This is a genomic window from Maribacter sp., from assembly GCA_020629415.1.
In the GTDB taxonomy this organism is placed as follows: Bacteria; Bacteroidota; Bacteroidia; order Flavobacteriales; family Flavobacteriaceae; genus Maribacter; species Maribacter huludaoensis.
Genome location: JAHDDL010000015.1, coordinates 34,068 through 59,666 on the forward strand (window position 1 = coordinate 34,068; position 25,599 = coordinate 59,666).

At 36.5% G+C, this 25,599-nt stretch carries 16 protein-coding genes and 1 pseudogene; 4 read left to right on the plus strand and 13 right to left on the minus strand.

What is annotated here, in order from left to right:
• Nucleotides 1-77 precede the first annotated feature (77 nt).
• The 6 genes and pseudogenes from QZ657_RS08030 to QZ657_RS08055 all read right to left on the minus strand — a co-directional run bounded on the left by QZ657_RS08030 (nt 78) and on the right by QZ657_RS08055 (nt 8,805).
• Complete coding sequence (locus QZ657_RS08030; RefSeq protein WP_291966135.1) at nt 78-1,889, minus strand: acyl-CoA dehydrogenase family protein; 1,812 nt, start codon at nt 1,887-1,889, stop codon at nt 78-80.
• A 41-nt stretch (nt 1,890-1,930) separates the two neighbouring features.
• Nucleotides 1,931-2,287 (minus strand): annotated as a pseudogene (locus tag QZ657_RS08035) (four helix bundle protein).
• A 46-nt stretch (nt 2,288-2,333) separates the two neighbouring features.
• Nucleotides 2,334-3,524, minus strand: coding sequence for an acetyl-CoA C-acyltransferase (locus QZ657_RS08040; protein WP_291966137.1), 1,191 nt, complete (start codon nt 3,522-3,524; stop codon nt 2,334-2,336).
• Between the two features lie 98 nt (nt 3,525-3,622).
• A complete protein-coding gene (locus tag QZ657_RS08045) occupies nt 3,623-6,028 on the minus strand; it encodes a 3-hydroxyacyl-CoA dehydrogenase/enoyl-CoA hydratase family protein (protein WP_291966139.1) in 2,406 nt (801 codons plus the stop codon).
• A 33-nt stretch (nt 6,029-6,061) separates the two neighbouring features.
• Nucleotides 6,062-6,493, minus strand: coding sequence for a MarR family winged helix-turn-helix transcriptional regulator (locus QZ657_RS08050; RefSeq protein WP_276472196.1), 432 nt, complete (start codon nt 6,491-6,493; stop codon nt 6,062-6,064).
• Nucleotides 6,494-7,032: 539 nt separating this feature from the next.
• Nucleotides 7,033-8,805, minus strand: coding sequence for an AMP-dependent synthetase/ligase (locus QZ657_RS08055; protein WP_291966141.1), 1,773 nt, complete (start codon nt 8,803-8,805; stop codon nt 7,033-7,035).
• Nucleotides 8,806-9,057: 252 nt separating this feature from the next.
• Here QZ657_RS08055 and QZ657_RS08060 point away from each other — a divergent pair, with 252 nt between their 5' ends.
• Nucleotides 9,058-11,655, plus strand: a complete 2,598-nt coding sequence (locus QZ657_RS08060; protein WP_291966143.1) for a T9SS type A sorting domain-containing protein — start codon at nt 9,058-9,060, stop codon at nt 11,653-11,655.
• 78 nt (nt 11,656-11,733) lie between these two features.
• On the opposite strand, the gene purL is transcribed toward QZ657_RS08060, so the two are convergent.
• Nucleotides 11,734-15,453, minus strand: coding sequence for a phosphoribosylformylglycinamidine synthase (purL, locus tag QZ657_RS08065; protein ID WP_291966145.1), 3,720 nt, complete (start codon nt 15,451-15,453; stop codon nt 11,734-11,736).
• Between the two features lie 272 nt (nt 15,454-15,725).
• Here purL and QZ657_RS08070 point away from each other — a divergent pair, with 272 nt between their 5' ends.
• Both QZ657_RS08070 and QZ657_RS08075 read left to right on the plus strand, forming a co-directional pair.
• Nucleotides 15,726-16,208, plus strand: a complete 483-nt coding sequence (locus QZ657_RS08070; protein ID WP_291966147.1) for a winged helix-turn-helix transcriptional regulator — start codon at nt 15,726-15,728, stop codon at nt 16,206-16,208.
• Nucleotides 16,209-16,374: 166 nt separating this feature from the next.
• Entirely contained in the window at nt 16,375-17,967 is a 1,593-nt protein-coding gene (locus QZ657_RS08075; RefSeq protein WP_291966148.1) for an amidohydrolase, read from the plus strand.
• A 70-nt stretch (nt 17,968-18,037) separates the two neighbouring features.
• Here the strand turns inward: QZ657_RS08075 and QZ657_RS08080 are convergent, their stop codons facing one another.
• Entirely contained in the window at nt 18,038-19,258 is a 1,221-nt protein-coding gene (locus QZ657_RS08080; protein ID WP_291966150.1) for an RsmB/NOP family class I SAM-dependent RNA methyltransferase, read from the minus strand.
• 155 nt (nt 19,259-19,413) lie between these two features.
• Between QZ657_RS08080 and QZ657_RS08085 the strand changes: the two genes are divergently transcribed.
• On the plus strand, nt 19,414-20,436 hold the full coding sequence (locus QZ657_RS08085; protein WP_291966152.1) for a WD40/YVTN/BNR-like repeat-containing protein: 1,023 nt from the start codon (nt 19,414-19,416) through the stop codon (nt 20,434-20,436).
• Here the strand turns inward: QZ657_RS08085 and QZ657_RS08090 are convergent, their stop codons facing one another.
• From QZ657_RS08090 to QZ657_RS08110, 5 genes are all read right to left on the minus strand, one after another.
• Nucleotides 20,437-20,874, minus strand: a complete 438-nt coding sequence (locus QZ657_RS08090; RefSeq protein WP_291961998.1) for a hypothetical protein — start codon at nt 20,872-20,874, stop codon at nt 20,437-20,439.
• Complete coding sequence (locus QZ657_RS08095; RefSeq protein ID WP_291961997.1) at nt 20,867-21,373, minus strand: hypothetical protein; 507 nt, start codon at nt 21,371-21,373, stop codon at nt 20,867-20,869. The genes QZ657_RS08090 and QZ657_RS08095 overlap by 8 nt, the downstream gene beginning before the upstream one ends.
• Nucleotides 21,374-21,406: 33 nt before the next feature.
• A complete protein-coding gene (locus QZ657_RS08100) occupies nt 21,407-21,949 on the minus strand; it encodes an RNA polymerase sigma factor (RefSeq protein ID WP_291961996.1) in 543 nt (180 codons plus the stop codon).
• A gap of 98 nt (nt 21,950-22,047) precedes the next feature.
• Entirely contained in the window at nt 22,048-23,874 is a 1,827-nt protein-coding gene (locus tag QZ657_RS08105) for an ABC transporter ATP-binding protein (RefSeq protein WP_291966154.1), read from the minus strand.
• Nucleotides 23,874-25,583: a phospho-sugar mutase gene (locus QZ657_RS08110; RefSeq protein ID WP_276472208.1), complete on the minus strand. Its 1,710-nt coding sequence runs from the start codon at nt 25,581-25,583 to the stop codon at nt 23,874-23,876. Before QZ657_RS08110 ends, QZ657_RS08105 begins: the two co-directional genes overlap by 1 nt.
• Between the last annotated feature and the right edge of the window lie 16 nt (nt 25,584-25,599).

The window sequence follows — 25,599 nt, forward strand, 5'->3', positions numbered from 1 at the left end:
CTTTACCAAACAAAAAAAACCGCCCCATTCGGGACGGTTTAGTATTCAAGTTACCAAACAACAAAAGGTAATCTGAATTAGTCAAACGTGTAACCGTTGTCTGCAGCAACCTTATCGGCAATTTGTGTGCGTAAAGCAACTACATTAGGGTAATTTGTATATTTCGTGAAACGTTTAAGTCCCATTAACATCATTCTTTGCTCATCGCCCTCGGCAAAAGAAATAATAGCTTCTTTTCCTTTATTGATGATGGTTTCAGTTGCATTGAACAAATATAATCTAGACATCGCTATTTGTGTAGCTTGAGCTTCCTCGCCAAAACGTTTTGCATTTTTCTCTGTACGTAATAAAGCAGATTCTGCCATATATACCTCAATAAGAATATCAGAAGCCGCCAACATTAACTGCTGGTGTTTTTCTAATTCTGGTCCAAATTTTTGAACTGCAGAACCGGCAACCATTAAAAATACTTTTTTTAATCTCTTTAAGATATCTTTTTCTTCGGCAAATAATTCTGAAAAATCAGGAGTATCAAAAGAAGGAATACCCATTAACTCTTCACCAACCGCCGTAGCAGGACCTAAAAGATCTACATGGCCTTTCATGGCTTTTTTAACAAGCATACCAACGGCCAACATTCTATTGATTTCGTTAGTACCTTCATAAATACGTGCAATTCTTGAATCTCTCCAAGCAGATTCCATAGGAGTATCGGCACTAAAGCCCATACCACCAAAAATTTGGATTCCTTCGTCAGTAGTATTTTGGCAATCTTCAGAAACGGCTACTTTAAGAATAGAACATTCAATTGCATATTCTTCAACACCTTTTAGTTCAGCTTCTTGGTGTGTATTACCTTCAGCTTCACGAATAGCAATACGGTCTTCAATATTCTTGGCAGCTCTATAACTGGCAGACTCATCTACATAAACACTGGTAGCCATATCCGCAATCTTAGACTTAATGGCGCCAAAGTTCATAATAGGAGTTTTAAACTGAATACGCTCGTTAGCATATTTAGTAGCTTCACCAATAACTCTTCTTTGTGCATCTAAACAAGCAGCGGCCAATTTAATACGCCCCACATTTAAAGCGTTCATTGCAATCTTAAATCCGTTTCCTCTAGTAGAAAGCATATTCTCAACGGAAACTTTTGTTTCATTGAAGAATACCTGACGGGTAGAAGAGGAGTGGATACCTAATTTCTTTTCCTCATCACCTAAAGTGATTCCGTTACTTGGGTCATTTTCAACGATAAAACCAGTAATGTTTTTATCATCTTCAATACGTGCAAATACAATAAACATGTTACAGAAACCTGCATTTGAAATCCACATTTTCTGACCTGTAATGCTATAAGATTTACCATCTTCAGAAAGAACAGCTTTCGTTTTTCCTGAGTTTGCATCAGATCCAGCACCTGGTTCGGTAAGGCAATATGCGCCAAACCACTCTCCTGAAGCTAATTTTGGAACATATTTTTGCTTTTGCTCTTCTGATCCGTAAAGGGTAATTGGCATTGTACCAATACCTGTATGCGCTCCAAAAGCAGTACTGAAGGATCCAGTAGCCCCAGAAATATAATCACATACCAACATAGTAGAAACAAAGCCCATGCCCATACCACCATATGATTCCGGTACAGCAACACTCAATAACCCTAACTCACCTGCTTTACGCATAGTTTCTTCAGTGAAAGCATAATCTTTATTTTCAAAACGCTCCCAATGTGCCCAAAGTTCTCTGTCAACAAATTCTTTGGTACTCTCACGCATCATGCGTTGCTCTTCGTTTAAATCTTCAAGTGTGAAAACGTCTTCACAATTAGTTTCCTTTACAAGGAACTGTCCTCCTCTAAGAATATCTTTTTTTGCTGTATCTGTACTCATGTTGTTAATAGTATTTAGTATTTAGAATTGAGAAAATAGAATTAAGATAGGCTGTTTTGAAAACCCATTGTCATTTTCTTAAATTCTTCAATTTTATCTTCAAGTAATTTTAATTTATTATCAGTTATATAATTTCTGTTATTCGCAATTAATAGTTGTGTTCCTAATTCAAAAGAAGAACCCATGGAGATATTTAAAAAATGACTAAATGATTAATCTGTTCTAGCCGATCCCTCTGCTATATTACTTGGGATGGAAATTGAACAACGACTCATTTGTGAGCCTAAATCATACTTTTCATGTTTAGGAAGACTTACTAATAAATCTGATATATCATTAGCTATTTCCATACCTAACTTCCAAATTTTCAAATTTCTATAGTTATGCCTAAAAGCCATTAAACATTATTCTTCAATCTCTTTTCTATTCTCTAGCTTCTAAATTTTAATTTAAAAATTCAAATATACCTGCCGCACCTTGACCTGTACCTACGCACATGGTTACCATACCATATTTGCCCTGCATATTTCTTTTACGCATTTCATCAAATAACTGTACGGATAATTTAGCACCGGTGCAACCTAATGGATGACCAAGCGCAATAGCACCACCATTTACGTTGACAATATCTTGATTCAGATTTAATTCACGCATAACCGCTAATGATTGTGAGGCAAATGCTTCGTTCAATTCTATCAAATCAATATCGTTCTGTTTTAATCCCGCCTGCTTCAATGCTTTTGGAATGGCGGCAACAGGACCAATACCCATAATTCTAGGCGGTACACCTGCGGCAGCATAATTAACTAAACGAGCAATAGGCTCAAGATTTAATTCTTTCACCATTTCTTCGCTCATGATTAAAACGAACGCTGCACCATCACTCATTTGAGATGAATTTCCCGCGGTAACACTACCACCTGCAGCAAATACGGGACGAAGTTTGTTTAAAACTTCTACCGAAGTACCTTTTCTAGGTCCTTCATCTTTGGTTACCGTATATTTGCGATGTGCTTTTTTTCCGTTAGCGTCCAAGTATGTTTCTTCTACTTCTATTGGGGCTATCTGACTTTGAAAACGGTCTTCCGCTTGCGCTTTTAGTGCTTTCATGTGTGAGTTGTAAGCAAAGATATCTTGGTCTTCTCTTGAAACCTTGTACTCATTAGCTACAGCTTCTGCGGTATTACCCATGCCCCAGTAGTAATCTTCATGACCAGAACTTGCCAAGTCATAGTTTAGTTCCGGTTTGTTACCTGTCATAGGAACAGAACTCATACTTTCTGCGCCTCCGGCAATGATGCAATCTGCCATTCCGGCCTGAATCTTAGCTGCGGCAACACCAATAGTCTCTAAGCCCGAAGCACAGAATCTATTTACGGTGACACCTGGTACATCAACAATATCCAATCCCATTAATGAAATTAGCCTTGCCATGTTCAGACCTTGAGAACCTTCTGGCATTGCGTTACCAACGATAACATCATCAATACGTTTTTTATCGAATTGTGGCAATTCCTTCATCATATACTCAATGGTCTCGGCAGCCAATTCATCTGTACGCTTAAAGCGGAAAACACCTTTTGGAGCTTTTCCAACAGCAGTTCTATATCCTTTTACTATATATGCAGTTTTCATTTTTTATGCTTTTGGCTATTAGCTTTTAGCTATTAGCATTTAATTGTTGTTTTATAATAAACCCATAGGTAATACCATAGGCTAACAGTTACGTAATTTTAGTTACGTAACGGCTTACCCGTTTTCAACATATGTTGAATACGTTCAAGGGTCTTTCTCTCCGAACATAGAGATAAGAATGCCTCACGTTCAATATCCAATAAATATTGTTCCGATACTCGAGTAGGTTCCGATAAATCACCACCTGCCATTACATAAGCAAGTTTATTTGCAATTTTCTTGTCGTGTTCACTAATATAGTGGCTAGCCTCCATAGAATCAGTACCAACAACGAACATACCCAAAGCTTGTTTACCCAATACTTTTATGTCATTACGTGCTGCTGGTTGTGTATAACCGGAATCTGCCATTAACATAGCATGTGCTTTTGCAGTTGCTATTTGGCGGTCTTTATTTACAACAACAACATCCTTGCCTTTTTGTAGTAAACCTAAATCATAAGCTTCATAAGCAGAAGTAGATACTTTGGCCATACCAATGGTCAAGAAATATTCTTGTAGAACGTTTAATTCAACATCACCTTTCTTGAAAGTATCTTGTGCACGTAAGGCCATTTCCTTGGAACCACCTCCGCCAGGAAGAACACCGACACCAAATTCAACAAGACCCATATAGGTTTCTGCCGCTGCAACAACCTTGTCAGCGTGTAAAGAAATTTCACATCCACCACCCAATGCCATACCATGTGGGGCAGAGATTGTAGGGATAGAAGAGTAACGCATGCGCATCATGGTATCTTGGAAATATTTAATAGCCATGTTAAGCTCATCATATTCTTGCTCAACGGCCATCATAAAAATCATACCGATATTTGCACCTACAGAGAAGTTAGCAGCTTGGTTACCAACAACCAAACCTCTGTAATCTTTTTCGGCCATGTCTATAGCCTTATTAAGACCGTTTAGAACATCACCGCCAATGGTATTCATTTTAGATTGGAATTCTACATTTAAAATACCATCGCCCAAATCTTCAACAACAACACCGGCATTTTTAAATACTTCTTTAGATTTTCTAATATTATCCAATATGATAAATGAATCTTGTCCAGGTATTTTTTCCATGGATTTTTTCGGAATATCATAAAAATAAGTACTGCCTTCTTTTACGGTATAGAACGAATCTTTACCGGCATCCTTCATATCTTTGACCCAAGCAGCAGCTTCTAAGCCTTCTGCTTTGATGAATTCAAGTCCCTTTTCTAAACCAACGGCGTCCCAAATTTGGAAAGGACCATGTTCCCAACCAAACCCAGCTTTCATGGCATCATCTATCTTATAAAGCTCGTCTGTGATTTCAGGAATTCTATGTGATACGTAAGCGAACAACTGTCCGAAACTTTTACGGTAGAATTCACCGGCCTTATCTTTTCCTCCACAAAGAACAGCAAAGCGATCAACAACTTTATCAACCGTTTTTGTCAATTCTAAAGTGGCAAATTTCGCACTCTTTTTAGAACGATAATCCATCGTATCCAAATCAAGTGTTAATATTTCTGTTTTACCTTTTGCGTCTTTAGATTTTTTATAGAAACCTTGTCCTGTTTTACTTCCTAACCATTTGTTTTCCATCATTGTATTGATGAAACCAGGTAGTTTAAACAGATCGTGACGTTCGTCATCCTTACAGTTATCATAAATACCATTGGCAACGTGCACCAATGTATCTAAACCAACAACATCAACAGTTCTAAATGTAGCGGATTTTGGTCTGCCAATTACAGGACCTGTCAATTTATCTACTTCTTCAACGGTCATATCCATATCTTTAACCATATGAAAAAGACTCTGAATACTGAATATTCCAATTCTATTACCAATGAATGCCGGGGTATCTTTAGCTACAACAGAAGTTTTACCTAAGAACTTTTCACCGTATCCGTTTAAAAACTCAAGTACATCTGCATCTGTTTTTGGACCAGGAATTATTTCAAAAAGTTTAAGGTAACGTGCCGGGTTAAAAAAGTGTGTACCACAGAAATGTTTCTGGAAATCTTCACTTCTACCTTCAGACATGAATTTAATAGGAATACCAGAGGTATTTGAAGTAATAAGGGTGCCAGGTGTACGATATTTTTCTAAGTTCTCGAAAACCTGTTTTTTAATATCCAAACGTTCAACGACAACCTCAATGATCCAATCTACCTTAGAAACTTTTGCAATATCATCTTCTAAGTTTCCTGTGGTAATACGATTTGCAAATTTCTGATGATAAATAGGAGATGGTTTTGATTTCAACGCTGCCGTCAAAGAATCGTTCACCATTCTATTGCGTACTACCTTGTCTTCTAAGGTTAAACCTTTAGCTTTTTCTTTATCATTTAGTTCACGAGGAACAATATCTAACAATAGAACCTCTACGCCAATATTTGCAAAATGACAGGCTATACCGCTACCCATTATTCCTGAGCCAATTACTGCTACTTTTTTAATGTGCTTGTTCATGTACTTTATGCTGTATTAATTTGATAAGTTGTATTAAAATAATTTTTTGTCTGCAATGAGCTTGTTGATGGCATCCGTAACCTCAAAAAAACTTTCCAGTTTTTCTTCTGTAACTTCTTGTTTTACCGCTTCATTAAATCTAAGAACAGTGCTTTTAGAATCATTTCTTTTTTCTAAACCGAAATCCGTTAAATATATAAGAACACCTCTGCCATCGTTAGGGTTGGGTTTCCTAAGAATCAATCCTTTCTGCTCCATGCTTTTTAGAATTCTAGAAAGGCTAGTAGCTTCCATGCCCATTTTTGGTCCTAATGCCGTGGAAGGAGTTCCGGTCTTTGGGTCAATGCTCAATAAAGTAAACCCAACAGCCATAGTAGAATCAAAATTCTTTGCTTCTTCATTATACATTCTCGCTACCGCTTGCCATGTAGCTCTCAACGCATAATCTATAGTTGCTTCTTTCATACTCTTTAGTTGGTTTCCAAATATAAGAAAATTTATTATGCATGCATAATAAATTAATGTAAAATTTCTATCAATTATAATCGTCAAAATAGAGAAGGAGTCTCTTTATGGTCTAAAAATTAGTTCGTTATCCAATTTCGGAGATAATTTAGGACAAACAAAATTGCGTATTATAAAAGTTGTAGATAATATTTTTTCTAAGATAACGGTGTATGTTTAATTTGCGAATTTATTGATCAACTGGGTATTTTACACGCTATTAAATTGTTTTGAATTGCTGTATAGGAATTTATGATTCCTAATTTTTTCTACTTGAATTTATATCATTGATGATGATACTTTTTAAAGCTAAAAAACCGAAAGAACACTACAGCAAATAATAAAGATTTATAGTAATCGAGAAACAGGCTTTTGCCTTGTTTGGTTGCTTACTGCAACTATTATTTTATAAAAGATGGATGGACCATTTTATAATCCATCCATCGTTTATATATAGTTATTGTATTAAGTATCTACGCTATTAAATGAAACTGAAACTGTTAATGTTGGTAGATATCATTATATAGGTCAATATATTTTTCCTTTATAATTTTTCTTTTCAACTTCATGGTAGGGGTAAGGTGTCCGCCTTCCATACTCCAAGCATCTGGTGTAAGTCTAAACTGTTTCACTTTCTCCCATTTGGCAAATTTCTCATTTGCTTCATCAATTTCTTGTTGGTACCTATTTAAGACTTTTTCATTGGATATGAGACTGGCATTGTCAGATACCTTAATATGATGTATAGAAGCCCATTCTTTTAAAAACTCAAAGTCTGGTTGAATTAAAGCGGCAGGCATTTTTTCACCTTCACCGACCACCATAATCTGTTCAATAAATCTAGATTGCTTAAAACGATTTTCTAAAAGCTGTGGCGCTACATATTTACCGCCAGAGGTTTTGAACATTTCCTTTTTACGATCGGTGATTTTTAAAAATCCTTCACTATCAAGTTCACCAATATCTCCCGTTAAGAAATAACCGTCAACAATGACTTCTTTGGTTTTTTCTTCATCCTTATAATAGCCCATCATTACTTGTGGACCTTTAATACAAATTTCACCGTCAGAAGCAATTTTGACTTCGGTCTGCCCAATAGGTTTTCCTACGGTACCAATTTTAAATCCGCCTTCGCGCATATCATTAACTGATATGACCGGAGAAGTTTCGGATAGTCCGTAGCCTTCCATAAGTCCAAATTCCGCAGCATTGAATATTCTTGATAATCGTGGTTGTAACGCGGCACTACCGGATGCTATCAAGCCTAGATTGCCGCCTAAACCTTCTTTCCATTTACTGAAAATTAATTTTCTTGCTATAGATAATTTCTTTTCGTACCACCAACCATTTTGTCCGTAGGGCTCGTACGCTAGTCCTATATCTACCGCCCAAAAGAACAATTTCTTTTTTATACCGGTTAGCTCTGTACCTTTGGCGTATATTTTATCGTATACTTTTTCTAAAAGGCGTGGTACCGCTGTCATAACATGCGGACTGGTTTCTTTTAGGTTGTCACTTATTTTATCAAGCGACTCTGCATAGTATATAGATACGCCTCTATACTGATAAAGGTAAATTAGCATACGCTCATACACATGGCATAGAGGTAAGAAACTTAATGCCTTTGTTTTACCGTCCTCTATAGGAAAACGTTTAGAACTTTCAATAGCGTTACTTACCAAATTATTATGTGATAGCATAACCCCTTTGGGTCTACCAGTGGTACCAGATGTGTAAATTAATGTTGCCAGATCGTTTGGTGAAACGGCGTTCATTAAACTTTCTACTTCTACTTGGTTAGATGTATCTGCACCTAATTCAAGGACTTTTTCCCAATTATCACAATTAGCAATCTCATCAAATGAGTATACGTTTTCTAAACTCTTTACTTGGTCTTTAATTGCAGATACTTTTTCATATACTTCGTCACAAGAAACAAAACAGAATTTTGCTTCTGAATGATTTAGCACATAAGCATAATCCTCTTCTGATATTGTTGGGTAGATTGGGACGTTTTGTGCACCAAGTTGAAGAATGCCGATATCCATAATATTCCACTCTGTTCTATTGGTAAGTGATATTACGGCAATCTTGTCATTGGGTTTGACCCCAAGGCGTAAAAGCCCTCGACTAATAGTGTTTGCTTTATCTATATATTCTTGAGTAGATGTTTTAATCCACTCGCCATTTGTTTTTGACACCAATGCCGCTTTTAAGGCATGCTTTTCAAGCTGATAATATGGAAAGTCAAAAAGACGGGTAACTTTTTGCATACTTAATTTCTAATAAGAATTGCAAAATAGTGAAAGAACTCCATATTTTAAAATTGTATTGTTAAATAAATCAGCATCTCATTACAATATTCTTAATAAGAGCTCATTAGGGGGCATTCATCGATTTTTGCCATTTATCTACAATAAATTGTAATTGAACGTGTTATGTATACATCTCAAATATTTGTAAGAAATTTCCTTAAAATTAATTTTAGATTTGAGAAAGAATAATTATCCCAAATTGTAGAAATAATGGAAAAAAACTACGTATCTCTATTTTCTTTAAAGTTCATAACAATCATTGCCGGTATTATATTACCTTTTAGTATTAGTGCGCAATCAGAACCTTTCAATTGCGATTATAACGCATATTTATTTCAATATAATGATATTTATGCACTAGATCTTGCATCTGGTAGTTCCTATTTAGTTGCCGAAGATATTACTCCGGGCAACGTAAACGGAGTAGGGTATAATGCAACCGATGGTTATTTATGGGGCTACCTTTCTACCCCGTCAAGCACAATTGTGAGAATAGGTAAAGACTACACGGTTAATCAATTTACAATTCCAGAATTACCAAGCGGTAATAAGTATGTAGGTGATATTTCTCCTGATGGTATATATTACTTTAAGGCAGGAGGTTCTTCTTATTTTAAGGTCGATATCAATCCCGCTTCGCCAACTTATTTGGAATATTTAGGTGCGTTTGAATTAAGTCAAAGTTTAGGTATTGCGGACTGGGCTTTTAATGCCGCCGATGGTATGTTGTATACGGTTGAGGGTGGAAGTAGAAAATTATACAAAATTGATCCTCAAACTGGTAAAGTCTACAATTTGGGTGAAGTACCTATTTTAGAGGGTTTAAGCTATACTTTTGGAGCGGTCTATTTTGATGTGGATGGCAACTTTTACATTTCTGCCAACCAAACAGGTTCTGTCTATAAAATTGAACAAGTACAGGATGTGGTTAGCGGAAATATGAAATCTAACATATTTGCATTTGGTCCTGCAGCTTCTAGTAATGATGGTGCACGTTGCCCAACGGCTCCCGTTCCACAAGAAGATTGCTTGAACGGCATTGATGATGATGGTGACGGTCTTGTAGACTGTGATGACCCTTCCTGTTCAGGTGTAGCATCTTGCCCGGTAATAGTTACTACCTCTAGTGCCAGTAAAGGTGGTTTGGAAAGTAATGACAGGTTGGCAAATTTAATTAGTAAAAGAAATTTTAACAGAGCAAAATCCAACTATGTTTTTGATAAGGAAACAGCAAAGAAAGTGGTAAAGAACGCCTATTACGGATTAAGTTCTAAAACCGGCATAAATGAAATTCCTTTAAACAGTTTAGTACCCTTAGGTGTCGTTGGTGAAACTAGTACAATAGAATCTTCACCTACAGATTTACTTGATTTAACGAACGCCTCTGATATCTATTCGGTTGATTATTTGAACGGTACTGAAAATTTAGGATCCTTAATGGTCATTAAAACAGATAATGCGGTTTATGAACATAGTAAGTTTATTTGCGATCGTTTTCTTGGGGCGCAATTATTATCGGTGTCAAACATACAATTGAGAGAGAAAGATTTTATAAAGTCAATTATTAAACAACCGGACGGTAGTTTGGAATTTGCATTAACGTTTTCTGCAAGAGTAAATGCCGATGATAAATTTACGATAGAATCGCATTGGAATATTGACGCCTACGCTAGTGACACATCATATTATAATTTTCAAATCTGGTCTAATTCCGTGGACGATTTATTGCTAATGGCCGATGAAATTTTAAACCTATTAGAGGTCAATGCGGAAATAACCCAATATAATGGATCAACCCCGCCACCGGTATTTGTAAAGTCTGCAAGTTATAAGAATGGTGAAGTGTTGTTGAATATTGTAAATAAGAATAATTCCGAAAGCATAAACTTGGAAGGAGGGTTAAAACTTACTGAAACCAGCAACACCGAAGTATTGGGAGTTTCTGCGGATATAGATGGTTATCTAGATTCTGTTGCTCTTAAAACGGGTACTTTGTTCGATCTTGGTTTTAGAATAAGTGCTGGTTTGGGAACCACACCAGATGACCTGTTCGTGGCAGATGCACCATGGGGGTTAGATGATTCGGCAGATGAAACTGTGGTAACGGACTATGAAGTTTTGCCTGCGGATGGACCTTATGTTGGTGATGGTTACCCTGTAGAAAGAAATATTAAATTAAAAGGTACTACCAGTACTTATATAGGTGCCTACCGTGCTTTGAGCCCAAGGTTTACTGCAGTAGATTTAAGTGATTATGGTAAAGTAAGTTTTGAGGCAAAAGGAACTGGTAACTTAGAAATACAATTGATAAAGGGTGATGGCGCTATCTATAAAACTACTGTAAACTTAGATAGTAAAATGGATACGTATACATTGTCCGGTACTGATTTTAAAAATGATGCAGATGCAAGTACGGATTTTTCGGATTTAAAAGTAGTGTCGTTCAATCTTCTTGCAAATAATGGATATGCAGAAGAGAAGTCCATGGAGTTACAAAATATAGACTTTCATAATCGTGAGCCAGGTCAAAAATTTGTAGACTCAGATTTAAACAAGTCTGTGGTATATCCAAATCCTATGGTAGAAAGCTCTAGTCTATTCTTTTATGAAGAGAAGGCAGATACATATCAATTTGATATTTACACGTTGAGTGGCAGATTAATAGGAAATCACCATATGGAAGGTGAAAGCATAGCCGGACAAAATGAGATAACGGTAGAAAGAAAAGATTTAAATCCAGGGTTATACCTCTATAAATTACAAAACTCAAATGAGAAGATATGGAGTGGAAGGCTTTTGGTTAGATAATACGTTTTGGTTGTAAAAAAAGCTGTGTACCCCAGACATGGGAGTGCACAGCTTTTGCTTTTTATAATTAGAATAGGTTTATTTCTGTTTGTCTACCCATTTTTTTGCATTCTGAAATGCTTCTAACCATGGTGAAACTTCGTCATTTCTGTCTAACGGATAGTATGCCCAATTCCATGGAAAAATAGAACGTTCAATGTGCGGCATAGTTACCAAGTGTCTACCGGTTTTATCGCAAAGCATAGCAGTATTGAAATCACTACCATTAGGATTTGCCGGATAGCCTTCATAACCGTACTTGGCAACAATATCATATTTGTCTTCTGTAAGCGGCAACGCAAATTTACCTTCGCCATGAGATATCCAAACACCCAATTTACTGCCTTCTAAAGAGGAAAGCATAACAGAATTGTTTTTCTGTATTTCTACAGAGGTGAAATTGCTCTCATGCTTATGAGAATCGTTATACGTCATTTTACCATGAGTCTCGTGCTCCGGGTTAATTAAATCTAACTCCATGAACAACTGGCAACCGTTACAGATACCTATGGATAGCGTATCCGGTCTGGCAAAGAAGTTTTTAATGACCGTGTTAGCCTTTTCGTTGTATTTAATAGCTCCTGCCCATCCTTTTGCACTTCCTAATACATCAGAGTTAGAGAAACCGCCAACGGCTCCTAGGAACTGAATGTCCTCTAGGTTTTCACGACCAGAAATAAGGTCGGTCATATGAACATCTTTTACATCAAACCCTGCTAAATACATTGCATTTGCCATTTCACGTTCAGAGTTGCTTCCTTTTTCACGGAGAATGGCTGCTTTTGGTCTACTTTCACTAGCACTGAAGGCACGGCTAGGAAGGGATAATACACCTGAAGTCGGAAAAGTATATTGTAACGGTTGTACTTTGTAATTTTCAAACCTGTCTTTTGCCAAACCGTTTGCAGTTTGCTGATTGTCCAATAAATATGAAGTTTTAAACCAAGTGTCACGCAAGGTTTCAACGTTAAGCCCCATTTCCATACCGTTATTTTTAACAGTAAGTGTAGCTTCACTGGTAACAGTTCCTATTTTCTTGACATCAATATTATTAGACCTTAATATAGCTTCTATGCTATCGTCTTTTGCTTGAAAAACAATACCTGCGTTTTCGGAAAACAGTAATTTAATGGTATCAGCCTCATCTAAGCCTGTAAGGTCAAGATTTGCTCCTAATTCAGTATCGGCAAAACATAATTCTAAAAGTGTAGTAATTAATCCGCCAGAGGCAACATCATGTCCCGCTACTATTTTGCCATCTTTTATTAAAGATTGAATAGTGTTGAATACATTTTTAAAATATGAAGGATCGGTAATGGTCGGTGTTTCGCTACCAATGCTATTTCTAGTTTGGGCAAAAGATGAACCACCTAATTTAAAACTATCTTTAGATAAATTGATATAGTAGATTGCGCCTGCATTTTTTTGTAAGACCGGCTCAACTACCTTGGTGATATCGTTACAGTTACCGGCCGCTGAAATTACTACCGTACCAGGAGATATAACATCACCATCTTTATATTTTTGTTTCATGGAAAGTGAATCCTTTCCTGTTGGTACATTGATACCAAGGTCGATAGCGAAATCAGAAACTGCTTGTACCGCTTTGTATAGCCGCGCATCTTCACCTTCGTTTTTGCAAGGCCACATCCAATTGGCAGAGAGTGATACAGAGGCCAAGCCATCTTTTAGCGGTGCCCAAACCAAGTTGGTCAAAGATTCCGCAATACTGTTTTTGCTACCTGCAGCAGGGTCTATTAATGCGGAAATGGGGGAGTGCCCAATACTAGTGGCAATACCTTCCTTTCCTTTAAAGTCTAACGCCATTACTCCACAATTGTTCAATGGCAATTGTAATGGGCCTACACATTGCTGTTTTGCTACACGCCCTCCCACACAACGGTCTACTTTGTTGGTAAGCCAATCTTTACTGGCTACGGCTTCCAATTGAAGAACGGCATCCAAATAGTCATGGAAATACTCCAATGAATACTCCGCATTTTTATAATCACGTTTTACCGTATTGTCGGTCATTACTGTTTTTGGAGAACTACCGAACATGTCCGATAATTCTAAATCCATGGGCTTGGCACCGTTCGTTTTGGACTCAAAAGTAAATCGGTCATCACCGGTAACATCGCCCACTTCATACATAGGCGAACGCTCACGGTCAGCAATACGTTTTAAAAGGTCAACATCTTTTTTACCGATTACCAGGCCCATACGTTCTTGGGATTCATTACCGATAATTTCTTTTGCGGATAGGGTAGGGTCACCAACAGGTAACTTGTCCAAATCTATTTTACCACCTGTTTCTTCTACTAGTTCGGATAGGCAGTTAAGGTGTCCGCCGGCTCCGTGATCATGAATGGAAACAATGGTATTTTCATCACTCTCTACCATTCCTCTAATGGCATTTGCAGCTCTTTTTTGCATTTCTGGGTTAGAACGTTGCACGGCGTTCAATTCAATAGCGGAGCTGAATTCGCCGGTATCAGCACTGGAAACAGCCGCACCGCCCATACCAATTCTGTAATTATCACCTCCTAGAATAACAATTTTATTGCCGGTTTCCGGCGCCGCTTTAATGGCTTGATCTACTTTACCATAGCCAATACCGCCAGCTTGCATAATAACTTTATCATATCCTAATCTACGATTGTTGTCATTTGCAGAACTTTCATTTTCAGATGATTCAAACGGAGTAGAGGCTTCATCATACTCAAAAGTAAGCACCGATCCGGAAATCAATGGTTGTCCAAATTTGTTTCCAAAATCAGATGCACCATTAGAAGCTTTTATAAGGATGTCCATAGGAGTTTGGTATAACCAATCTCTCTCTTTCATTCTTTGTTCCCAAGGTCTTTCTTTTTCCAAACGAGAGTAAGCGGTCATATATACAGCGGTTCCGGCAAGCGGTAAAGAACCTTTGCCACCGGCTAAACGGTCTCTGATCTCTCCACCAGCACCGGTTGCGGCACCGTTAAAGGGTTCTACCGTAGTAGGAAAATTATGTGTTTCCGCCTTTATGGAAATTACGGAATCAAATTCTTTCTCCTGGTAGAAATCTGGTTTATCGGCAGTTTTTGGAGCAAACTGCATCACCTTAGGTCCTTTTACAAAGGCTACATTGTCTTTATAGGCAGATACAATATCGTTAGGAAATTCTTGAGAGGTTTTCTTTATCAATTTAAATAATGAAGAAGGCATTTCTTCACCATCAATAACAAAAGTGCCATTAAAAATTTTATGTCTACAATGTTCAGAGTTTACTTGGCTAAACCCAAATACTTCAGAATCGGTAAGTTTTCTACCTAATTTTTTGCTCAGGTTCTCTAAATAATCAACTTCTTCATCATTAAGTGCCAAACCTTCTTGTTGGTTGAAAGCAGCAATATCCTCAATATTTAAAATAGGTTGCGGTTCAATATGAACATCAAACACCTCTTGATTTAAAGTGCTGTATTTTTGAGAAATCATAGGGTCAAATCCTGTATATTTTTCCTCTACAGCATTAAATTCCTCAATTCTAATAATATCAGAAATGCCCATGTTTTGAGTAATTTCAGTGGCATTGGTACTCCAAGGAGTAATCATTGCGGCTCTAGGACCAACAAAAAAGGCGTCAAAAGACGCCGCATTTATTTTAGGTTGGTTGCCGAACAACCATATAAGTTTACTTATATCTTCAGATGAAAGTTCCTTAGCGGTCTGTACCGCAAAAACCTTTTTGCTAGGTTCCCCAAAAAAGTGAATCATTGTAATGTGTCTGGTATTGATTTTTGAATTACAAAATTAAGACTTTACTACATACTATTTACGCTAATCTTAAACAGTTTTAAACAGTAATTGTTAATGAAATAAGTAAGATTTTGTTTTATCTTTATCACCCTTAAATATACTATTGATTAAGTAATACTTTAAAGTATGAAAATTAGACTTTCATAATTAATAAATTAACAGTACGTTTATTGGACGTAGGTATATTAATTTTTTTTGAAGTATTTTAGAGCTAGTAAAGGTTAGAACATATGGCAAAACACAATAAGGAGACTCAAGCACTGGACTATAGTATGCAAATGATCGGTGGTAAGTGGAAACCAATTATTCTCTATCATGTAAATAAGGGTACGAACAGATTTAATAAGCTTTTTACGGAAATAGAAGGTATTAATCGCCAAATGTTGAGTAAGCAGTTAAAGTCCTTGGAGCGTTCAGGTATTTTAGATCGTACGTTATACGGTGAAATTCCGCCACGTGTAGAATATACATTGACAGCGTTAGGTAAATCGTTACTTCCTATTGTAGAGGTCATGACAAGTTGGGGGCAGAAGCAAATAACGGATGCTATAGTAATCTCTGAAGTTGTGGAAGTCGAAAAAATTCCAGAAATAAAAGAAATGCCTAAGGCACAACAAATTTTAGAAGTTAAAAAGGACGCTGAAATTAAAAAAGAGCTAGAAGTTGAAGAAGCTCCAAAAGTTCCTCAAAATCATCAGTTGCCACTTTTTTAATAGTATTAAATAATTCTGGAGTTTTCAATTATGGATTTTAGCGCCTTGTAAAATTCATTTTGCTTTAAATTAGATTACCCAGGTTTTGAATTAGACAAAAATTGAATGATTATGCATGTGTAATCATCAATTTGTGTAACTTCTAGCAACTAATTCAAAAACCATCATGAAACAAAAAACTACGCTATTGGCAATCGCATGCTGTTTATTCTCCTTAAGCGCTACGTATGCACAGCAGAAAAAATCAAAAAAACAAATTGAAAAGTTAAAAACCGAAGTAGCGGCATTAGTTGATGACAACAAGAAGCTGGCACAGGTAATGGTCGATAAGATTTTTAGTTTTTCGGAACTAGGATTTCAAGAAGTGGAATCTTCAAAATACTTAACAGGAATTTTAGCGGAAAATGGTTTTGAGATAGAGAATTCAATTTCGGGAATACCTACTGCTTGGTTTGCCAAATGGAGTAATGGAGAAGGGCCTACAATTGCCTTGGGTAGTGATGTGGATTGTATACCAAAAGCCTCACAATACCCAGGTGTTGCTTATCATAAGCCAATAGTTGAAGGGGCGCCAGGTCATGGGGAAGGTCATAATTCTGGTATTCCTTTAAATATAACATCTGCGCTAGCGGTTAAAAAAATTATGGAGCGCGAGAATATAGGCGGTACATTACTAGTTTGGCCAGGTATTGCGGAAGAACTTGTAGCTGCAAAAGCATGGTATGTAAGAGATGGTCGTTTTGACGATATAGATATGTGTATTTTTACCCATGTAGGTAATAATCTTGGTGTATCATATGGTCCAACTAGAGGTACGGGATTAATATCTGTAGAATACTCCTTTGATGGTGAGGCGGCACACTCCGCAGGGTCACCATGGAGAGGCAAGAGTGCCTTAGATGCTGCAGAATTAATGAATATTGCTTGGAATTACAAGAGAGAACATTTACATCCTTTAAAACGTTCACATTCTATATTTACAGATGCTGGCGACCAACCTAACGTGGTACCTTCAAAAGCGGCAGTATGGTTTTATTTTAGGGACATTAAGTATGAAGGAATTATGGAAATGTACGCTATGGCCAACGATATGGCTAAAGGTGCAGCGTTAATGACGGGGACTACAATGACTTCTAAGGTTTTGGGTACAGCTTGGCCAAGACATTACAATAAGGTAATTGCGGAAACCATGTATTCCAATATCAAAGAAGTAGGATTGCCAGAGTGGTCTGAAGCCGATCAGCAATTGGCAAAAGCAGTGAAGAAAGAAGTGAACTCTGAAAAGATAGAAGGTTTGCCCCTTGAGTTGGCTGAATTAGGGCTTCCGGTCCTAGAGCCAATAAGCGGTGGGTCAGATGATATAGGTGATATCTCTTGGAAAGTGCCAACGGTAACGTTGAGGTACCCATCTAATATACCAGGTTTACAAGGTCATCATTGGAGTAATGCAATTACTATGGCAACTCCTATAGCACATAAAGGAGTAGTGGCAGGGGCAAAAGTTGAGGCTATGACAATTATCGACTTTTTGTTGAAGCCCAATTTGTTGGAAGGTGCTTGGGATTATTTTAATAATGAACAGCAAAAAGAAACCAAATACCGGCCGATGATATCAGAAAGTGATATGCCTCCAATTTATTTAAATAAGGACAAGCAAGATCAGTTTCGATCAGAGCTGGAAAAATACTATTATGATGAAACTAAGTATGATACTTATTTAGAGCAATTAGGAATTGAATACCCAACGTTAAAAGATTAGGCGCTTAAATACTACCATCAAAAAAGCCTTTCAATTCTTAGAATTGAAAGGCTTTTAATTTTGTATGTAACTAATATTTTATACTCTTCTCTAATAGTGCCATATAAAATCCGTCATAGCCACTTTTAGAAGCATATATCTTTTTGTCTTTTACCAAAGTAAAATCTTTTCCTTCTTCAGACTTCAAGAAAGACTGTACTTGGTGGCTGTTTTCTTGAGGAAGAATAGAACAAGTAGCGTACACCATTTTTCCGCCAGGTTTTACTATTTTACTATAGTTTCTAATGATTTCGTGCTGGGTTTTTACGATTTTATCAAGAAACTCAGGCTTCATTTTCCATTTAGAATCCGGGTTTCTTCTCAAAACTCCCAATCCTGTACAAGGTGCATCAATAAGTACTCTGTCAGCACTACCATAAAGTTTTTTGTACACTTTGGTAGAGTCTATTTCACGAACTTCAATATTGTGTGCGCCATTTCTTCTAGCACGTCTTTTCAGTTCTTTCAATTTACTTCCATAGATGTCCATGGATATCAATTGACCTTTGTTTTCCATTAAAGCGGCTAGGTGTAGTGATTTTCCACCGGCACCGGCACATGTGTCAACAACGCGTTGCCCAGGTTCTACTTCTAAAAACTCGGCTACTAATTGAGATGAAGCATCTTGCACTTCAAACATTCCGTTTTTAAAAGCTTGGGTTACAAAAACATTTGCTCTTTCAACCAATTTTAACGCAGAGGCATAGCCTCTAATTGGTTCGGCAACAATATTTTCGTTCAATAATGCTTTGCGTAATTCTTCTTTATTGGTTTTTAAGGTATTGGTACGCAAAATTACTTCTGCGGGCTCATTAAGTTTTGCTAGCTCTTCTGTCCATAATTTTTCACCTAAAGCTTTTTCGCATAATTCATCTATCCAATCTGGCACAGCTTCTCTAAACTTTCTAATTTGAGAAAGTTCGTCGAATTTACCTTTTATTCTTCGCTCAGGTGTTGGTTCTATCTGTTTCCAATCTGGTAGTTTAATACCTTTTAAAACTGCCCAAACTGCCCACATGCGAAATAGATCGGGTCTGGTAAAAGGAGCTTTTACCTCTGCTATTTCAGTATATAAACGTTTGTAACGTACCATTTCATAAGTAGTCTCGGCAATAAAGCCACGATCGCGAGAGCCCCATCGTTTATCGTATCGTAGTACTTTTTGAACGACCTTGTCTGCATATTCGTTTTCGTTAAAGATGAGGTTGAGGGCGTCTATTACGGCAAACACCAAGTTTCTGTGTAATTTCATTAGAATAGCTATTGTTACTTTATCAGAAGGTTTAAAGCCATCATAGTATTAATTATCGATCAAATAGGCTTTTGTCCTCCAAAAATTTATGGCTGCAAAGGTATTGTTTTAGAAGTGATTCCATTTATTTTTGATGAACTTTATACCAGAATACCATGCGTTATACCTTTCTTTTAATCGTTTTAATGATTTCATGTGCTAAAAGTGTTTCAAAAGCTCCTTTTCAATCTTTAGAAATTGAAACATTATATACAGATTCATTAAGTATTAGAGCGATAGAGTTGATGGATAATAGTTTGGCCTTTGCTGCAAACAATGGCAATTATGGTACGGTTGATTTAATTACAGGGAAAGTTCGTGCCAATTTTGAAAAATATCATACAAGTATACCGGCTTTTAGGGCAGTAGCCCATACGAGTACCGATTTTTTTATGCTTTCAATAGAGTCTCCGGCATTATTGTATAAAACAGGGAATAACGGTCTAATGGAATTGGTTTATAAAGAGGAGGGAGAAGGTGTTTTTTATGATGCCATGACTTTTTTGAATGATAAAGACGGAATTGCAATAGGAGATTCTGTAGATGGTTGTTTAAGTATTATAATAACTTCAGATGGAGGAAGCACTTGGTCTAAGTTACCTTGTTCGCAATTACCAAAAGGAATAGAAGCTGAAGGTGCTTTTGCTGCAAGTAATACAAATATCAAGACTTTAGGAGATAAAATTTGGGTGGCGACCACATCCGGTAGAATTTTGTTTTCAATGGATAAAGGTAGGTCATGGAAAGTATATTCAACCCCTATAAAAAGTGAAGCGGCAACCGAAGGTATTTATTCCATTGATTTTTATGATGAAAACCTAGGTTTTGCCATTGGTGGTGATTATATCAAACCAGATAATAAAAATGCCAACAAGGCAATTACAAAAGATGGTGGAAAAACATGGGAATTAATTGCCGAAGGCAAAGAGCCGGGTTACAAAAGTTGTGTTCAGTTTGTTCCTGGTTCTAATGGTAAGGAAATGGTCGCCTTAGGTTTTACAGGTATTTCCTATTCTTCGGATATGGGTGCAAGTTGGAAAGAATTATCTAAAGAATCTTTCTATACAATTCGTTTTAAAAATGATTCCATTGCTTATGCTGCAGGTAAAAATCGTATTTCTAAACTAACGTTTAAGTAGCTATCTGCCACCTTTGTTTTGACGGTATTGCTTCATTAGTTGACGTTTAAATTCTTCTTCTGAGCGCAATAACAAAAGAGTTTTTTTTGCGGTTATAACTTTACTTACTTTTTTCAAAAAACTAGAATCCAAAGCCTCTTCTTCTTCTTCAATTTGAATATGTAATGCTAAAAGGTTTTCCGCTTCCTTTTCGGTAAGCGTATTTGAATCTTTTATTTTACCTCTAATCTGGTTATGACTTTTTTTGCGAAGCGCATTTCTTTTCTCTTGGTACTCGTTATAAACTGGCCAAAATTCTTGTGCTTCCTTAGAACTTAACGAAAGTTTTTCTGTAATAAAAGCAACTTTTAAGCTGTTTATTTTTTCCCAATCTTGATTTCGCTGTCCAAAAGAAAGAGTGGTTACAAAAAGGAATATGATTACTATATATTTATTCATTGTCTACAATGTTTAATTCGTCAAAATCGCTCACATTTTCATTTAAGTATTCCAAAAGAATATCACCTTCTAATGGTGAGCTTAGGAAATCTGAGTATTCAGTATTTGTTACGGGCAGTACTTCAGCAATTTCATAGGGGGTTAATTCAAAATCATTATTTTCAAAATAAGCTTCAATATCAGTGTTGGCCAAATCATTGAAACCCAATTCTTGATTATTGTTCCAATTATATCCTAAAGCTAGAATGGCAATTGCGGCAATAGAAGCTGCCACGGCAAAAAAATTCTTATATGAAACAAGAGGAACTACTTTTGTCTCATTCTCAAGCTTGTTCCGTAATCTTTTATTGAACGTTTCAAAATAATTATCGGGTACCTGAAATGCATTTTCTTTTGGAAAAGTACTTTCTGGTTGAGATAATTTATCCATCAATTTATCCTCAAAGCTATTAAAATAGCCTTTTGGAGTTTTAAACGGATTATTTTTGTTTTTGTTCATGATATAAGTTTGACAATCAATTGTATAAAAGGTTTAATCTTCTTTTAAATACTGTTCCAATTTTTTAACCGCTAAGTGATAAGATGCCTTTAATCCGCCAACGGATGTGTCCAAAATTTCTGAAATTTCTTCATATTTTAATTCTTGAAAATACTTCATGTTAAATACTAATTTTTGCTTTTCAGGTAGCGTTGCAATAGCTTTTTGTAGTTGAAGCTGAATTTCGTCTCCTTCAAAGTATACATCAGCTTCTAAGTTGGCTACCAATTTATCTTGATAATCGGTATCTGATACACCCTGTATTTTTGCACGTTGTTTTATAAAGTTCAAGGCTTCATTAGTTGCAATTCTGTATATCCAAGAAAAGAGTTTGCTATCACCTTTAAATCCATCTATATTTTTATATACTTTAATAAAGGTGTTTTGTAGCACATCATCAGCATCATCATGATTTAAAACAATACTACGTATTTGCCAGTACAAGCGCTCTTTATAGGTATTTACCAATACCTCAAAAGCCTGAGCTTGTCTGCTCTTTGTTTGTAAGTCTATAACTAATGTTTCCTCTTCGATCACAAAAATTGAGGTTTGTTTATTATTAGACCTTGAAGTTGATAAAAGGTTTAATGTAATTCTTTTTTTAACCTAATTTAAGGTAAAACACGTAAGTGTGATTAAGCCAACGATTGCATCTCAACCAGCTTTCTATATGTGCCATTTAATTCTAAAAGTTCAGCATGCGTACCTTGCTCAACTATTTCTCCTTTCTGAAGTACAACAATTGTATCTGCATTCTGAATGGTTGACAGCCTGTGAGCAATAACAATAGAAGTTCTGTTCTTCATCATCTTTTCAAGCGCATCTTGCACCAGACGTTCGCTTTCAGTATCTAGGGCAGAGGTAGCTTCGTCCAATACCATAATAGGAGGATTCTTAAGAACCGCTCTAGAAATGGACAAACGTTGTTTTTGTCCGCCACTTAATTTATTGCCGCTGTCCCCAATATTAGTGTCGTAACTTTTTGGGAGATCCATTATAAAATCATGTGCATTGGCAATTTTTGCGGCAGCTATAATTTCTTCGTCAGTAGCATTTTCTTTACCTAGACCAATGTTGTTTTTAACCGTATCATTAAATAGGATAGAGTCTTGTGTAACCAGACCCAATAGACCTCGGAGCGATTTTTTGCTTAGGTTTTTTATATTGTTTCCGTCAATGCTGATTTCGCCTTCATTGACATCATAAAATCTAGTGACAAGATTTGCGATAGTACTTTTTCCACTTCCGGACTGACCAACTAGAGCTACTGTTTTTCCTTTTTCAACGGTTAGGTTGAAGTTTTTAAGCACATATTCATCTTCATATTTAAAGGAAATATTATCAATTTTAACAGCCTTGGTGAAAGTGTCCTGTTGAATAGGGTTATCTATTTCGGAAATAGGGTTTTCCGTTTCTAAGACTTCTAAAACACGTTCTGCAGCAGCATTTCCTTTTTTAACTCCGTAAGATGCTTTACTTATTGCTTTCGCGGGCGTTAAAATTTGGTAAGATAAAGCCATGTAGGTTATAAAAAGTTCAGCTTCAAGTGTTTTTTCAACAAGAACCATTTGCCCACCGTACCATAGAATGACACCAATGGCTGCAATTCCGAAAAATTCACTTGTTGGGGAAGCCAAGTTTTGTCTGTTTAGCAAACTGTTCGAAAAATTAAAAAATCTTTTTGTAGAAGATTGAAATTTTCTGGCGAATACAGATTCTGCATTAAACGCTTTTATAACTCTAAGTCCCCCTAAAGTTTCCTCTAAAATGGATAAGAAGTAACCTTGCTCTTGTTGAACTTTGTCCGATTTACGTTTTAACGATTTACCGATCAAGGAAATTAAGAATCCTGAAAGTGGAAGAAACAGAAAAACGAACAACGTCAGTTTCGGACTAATGGTGAGCATTGCTATAATCGTAAAAATTATAGTTAAGGGCTCTCTAACGATTAGCTCCAATATAGATAGAAACGAATGTTGAATTTCTAGTACATCTGAAGTTATACGGGCAATAGTATCACCTTTTCGTTTTTCAGAATAATACGAAATAGGTAATTCTACAGTTTTATCATATAGTTCATTACGTAAATCTTTAAGGACACCGTTACGTAGAAACGTAATAAAATACATTGCTAAATAATTGAAAAGATTCTTTAATAGAAACATGGTAATAATCAGCCCAACCATGTACATTAGAACTTCGCCTGAATCTGTTTGCTGGCTTTGTTTTGTTATGTAAAAGTTTAGAGAATCTGTTACGTAATCTTTTAGATCGGTTATACCGCTCCATTTTGGTTTAGTATATATTTTTTCCGTTTGGTTAAAAAGCACGTTCAACATTGGAAATAATGAAATCATTGCCAATGTTGAAAACAGTGCATAAAAGATGTTAGATATAATGTTTAAAATTGCATATATCTTGTAAGGCTTCGCAAAGCGAAGAATCTTTTTAAAATAGTTCATTAAGCTAAATTAAGCTCAGCAAGAATGCTTTTGACTTTATTGTCAAGTTCTGCTGCCACTTTTTTATAATCTTCGGTTTTTTCCAATTTTGTATTGGTACTAATGTAGAATTTTACTTTTGGTTCCGTTCCACTTGGTCTAGCGGCAATTCTTGTGCCATCTTCAGTTTCGTATATTAAAACGTTGGATTTTGGAATATCAATAGTTTTTTCTTCACCTGTCAGTACATTTTTGGCAGTTGAAGTATTGTAATCCTCAATCCATTTCACCTTAGAACCAGCAACAGATTCTACCGGATTTTCCTTAAAGTCTTTTAACATTTGCTTAATTTCTTCTGCACCACTAATACCTTTTTTGGTAATAGAAACTAAGTGCTCCTTATAGAAACCATAATCAACATAACATTGTATAAGGTCTTTGTAGAAAGAACTGCCATTAGCTTTTGCTTGACTGGCAATTTCGCAAGCCAATAGGGTAGAGGTAACCGCATCTTTATCACGAACAAAATCACCTACCATATAACCAAAGCTTTCTTCGCCACCACCAATAAAATCAGATTCAGGGAAGTCCTTGATCATTTTGCCGATCCATTTAAATCCGGTCAAAGAAGTTTTGAATTCTACACCGTAAGCTTTTGCCATGGCTTCCATCATTGGAGTGGAAACTATAGTTGTGGCAATAAATTCATTGCCCTTGAATCCTTTCTCTTTTCTCTTCTCCAAAAGAAATTTTGTCATAAGTACCATAGCCTGGTTACCGTTAACAATTTCCATTTCGCCATCAAGGTTACGCACGGCAATACCTAAACGATCACTATCCGGATCGGTACCTACAACCATATCCGCACCAATTTCCTCGGCTTTTTTAACGGCCATTGAAAGCGCTTCTGATTCTTCTGGGTTTGGAGATTTAACTGTTGGGAAATTTCCGTCTGGTTTCGCTTGTTCCTCTATAATCGTTACATTTTCATACCCACCTCTTTTCAAAACTTCTGGTATAGCGGTAATTGATGTGCCGTGTAACGATGTAAAAACAATTTTAAAATCATCTTTGCCGGCAGCATTAAAATTACCTGCAGCAACAGATTGCGAAATAAAAGCTTCATCAACTTCTTTGTCAATTACCTCAATAAGGCTGTCATTAGGAGTAAATTTGATATCCTCAAAACCAAGCGAGTTTATTTCAGAAATAATTTCACCATCCTGTGGTGGTACGATCTGTCCACCATCGGTCCAATACACTTTATAGCCGTTATATTCAGGTGGGTTGTGCGATGCCGTTAACACTATCCCTGCATGACAGTTTAAATGTCTTACTGCGAATGAAAGTTCTGGCGTGGTACGTAATTCAGAAAACAAGAATACTTTAATGCCGTTGGCAGAAAGAACTTCGGCTACAGTTCTAGCAAGGGTGTCACTATTATGACGGCAATCAAAAGCGATTACTACTTTAATTTCCTCGCCTTTGTATATTTTATTTAAATAGTTGCTAAGGCCTTGTGTGCTTTTGCCCAACGTATATTTGTTTATACGATTGGTACCAACGCCCATTACGCCCCTCATACCACCGGTACCGAATTCCATATTTTTATAGAAACGGTCGTTCAATTCTTCTTTATCGTTGGCAATTAGATGTTCAATTTCTTTTTTGACAGCTGGATCGAAAAAATCGGTAAGCCAGGTTTTGGCAGTATCTAGGATGTTATCCATATTATTTAAGGTTTTA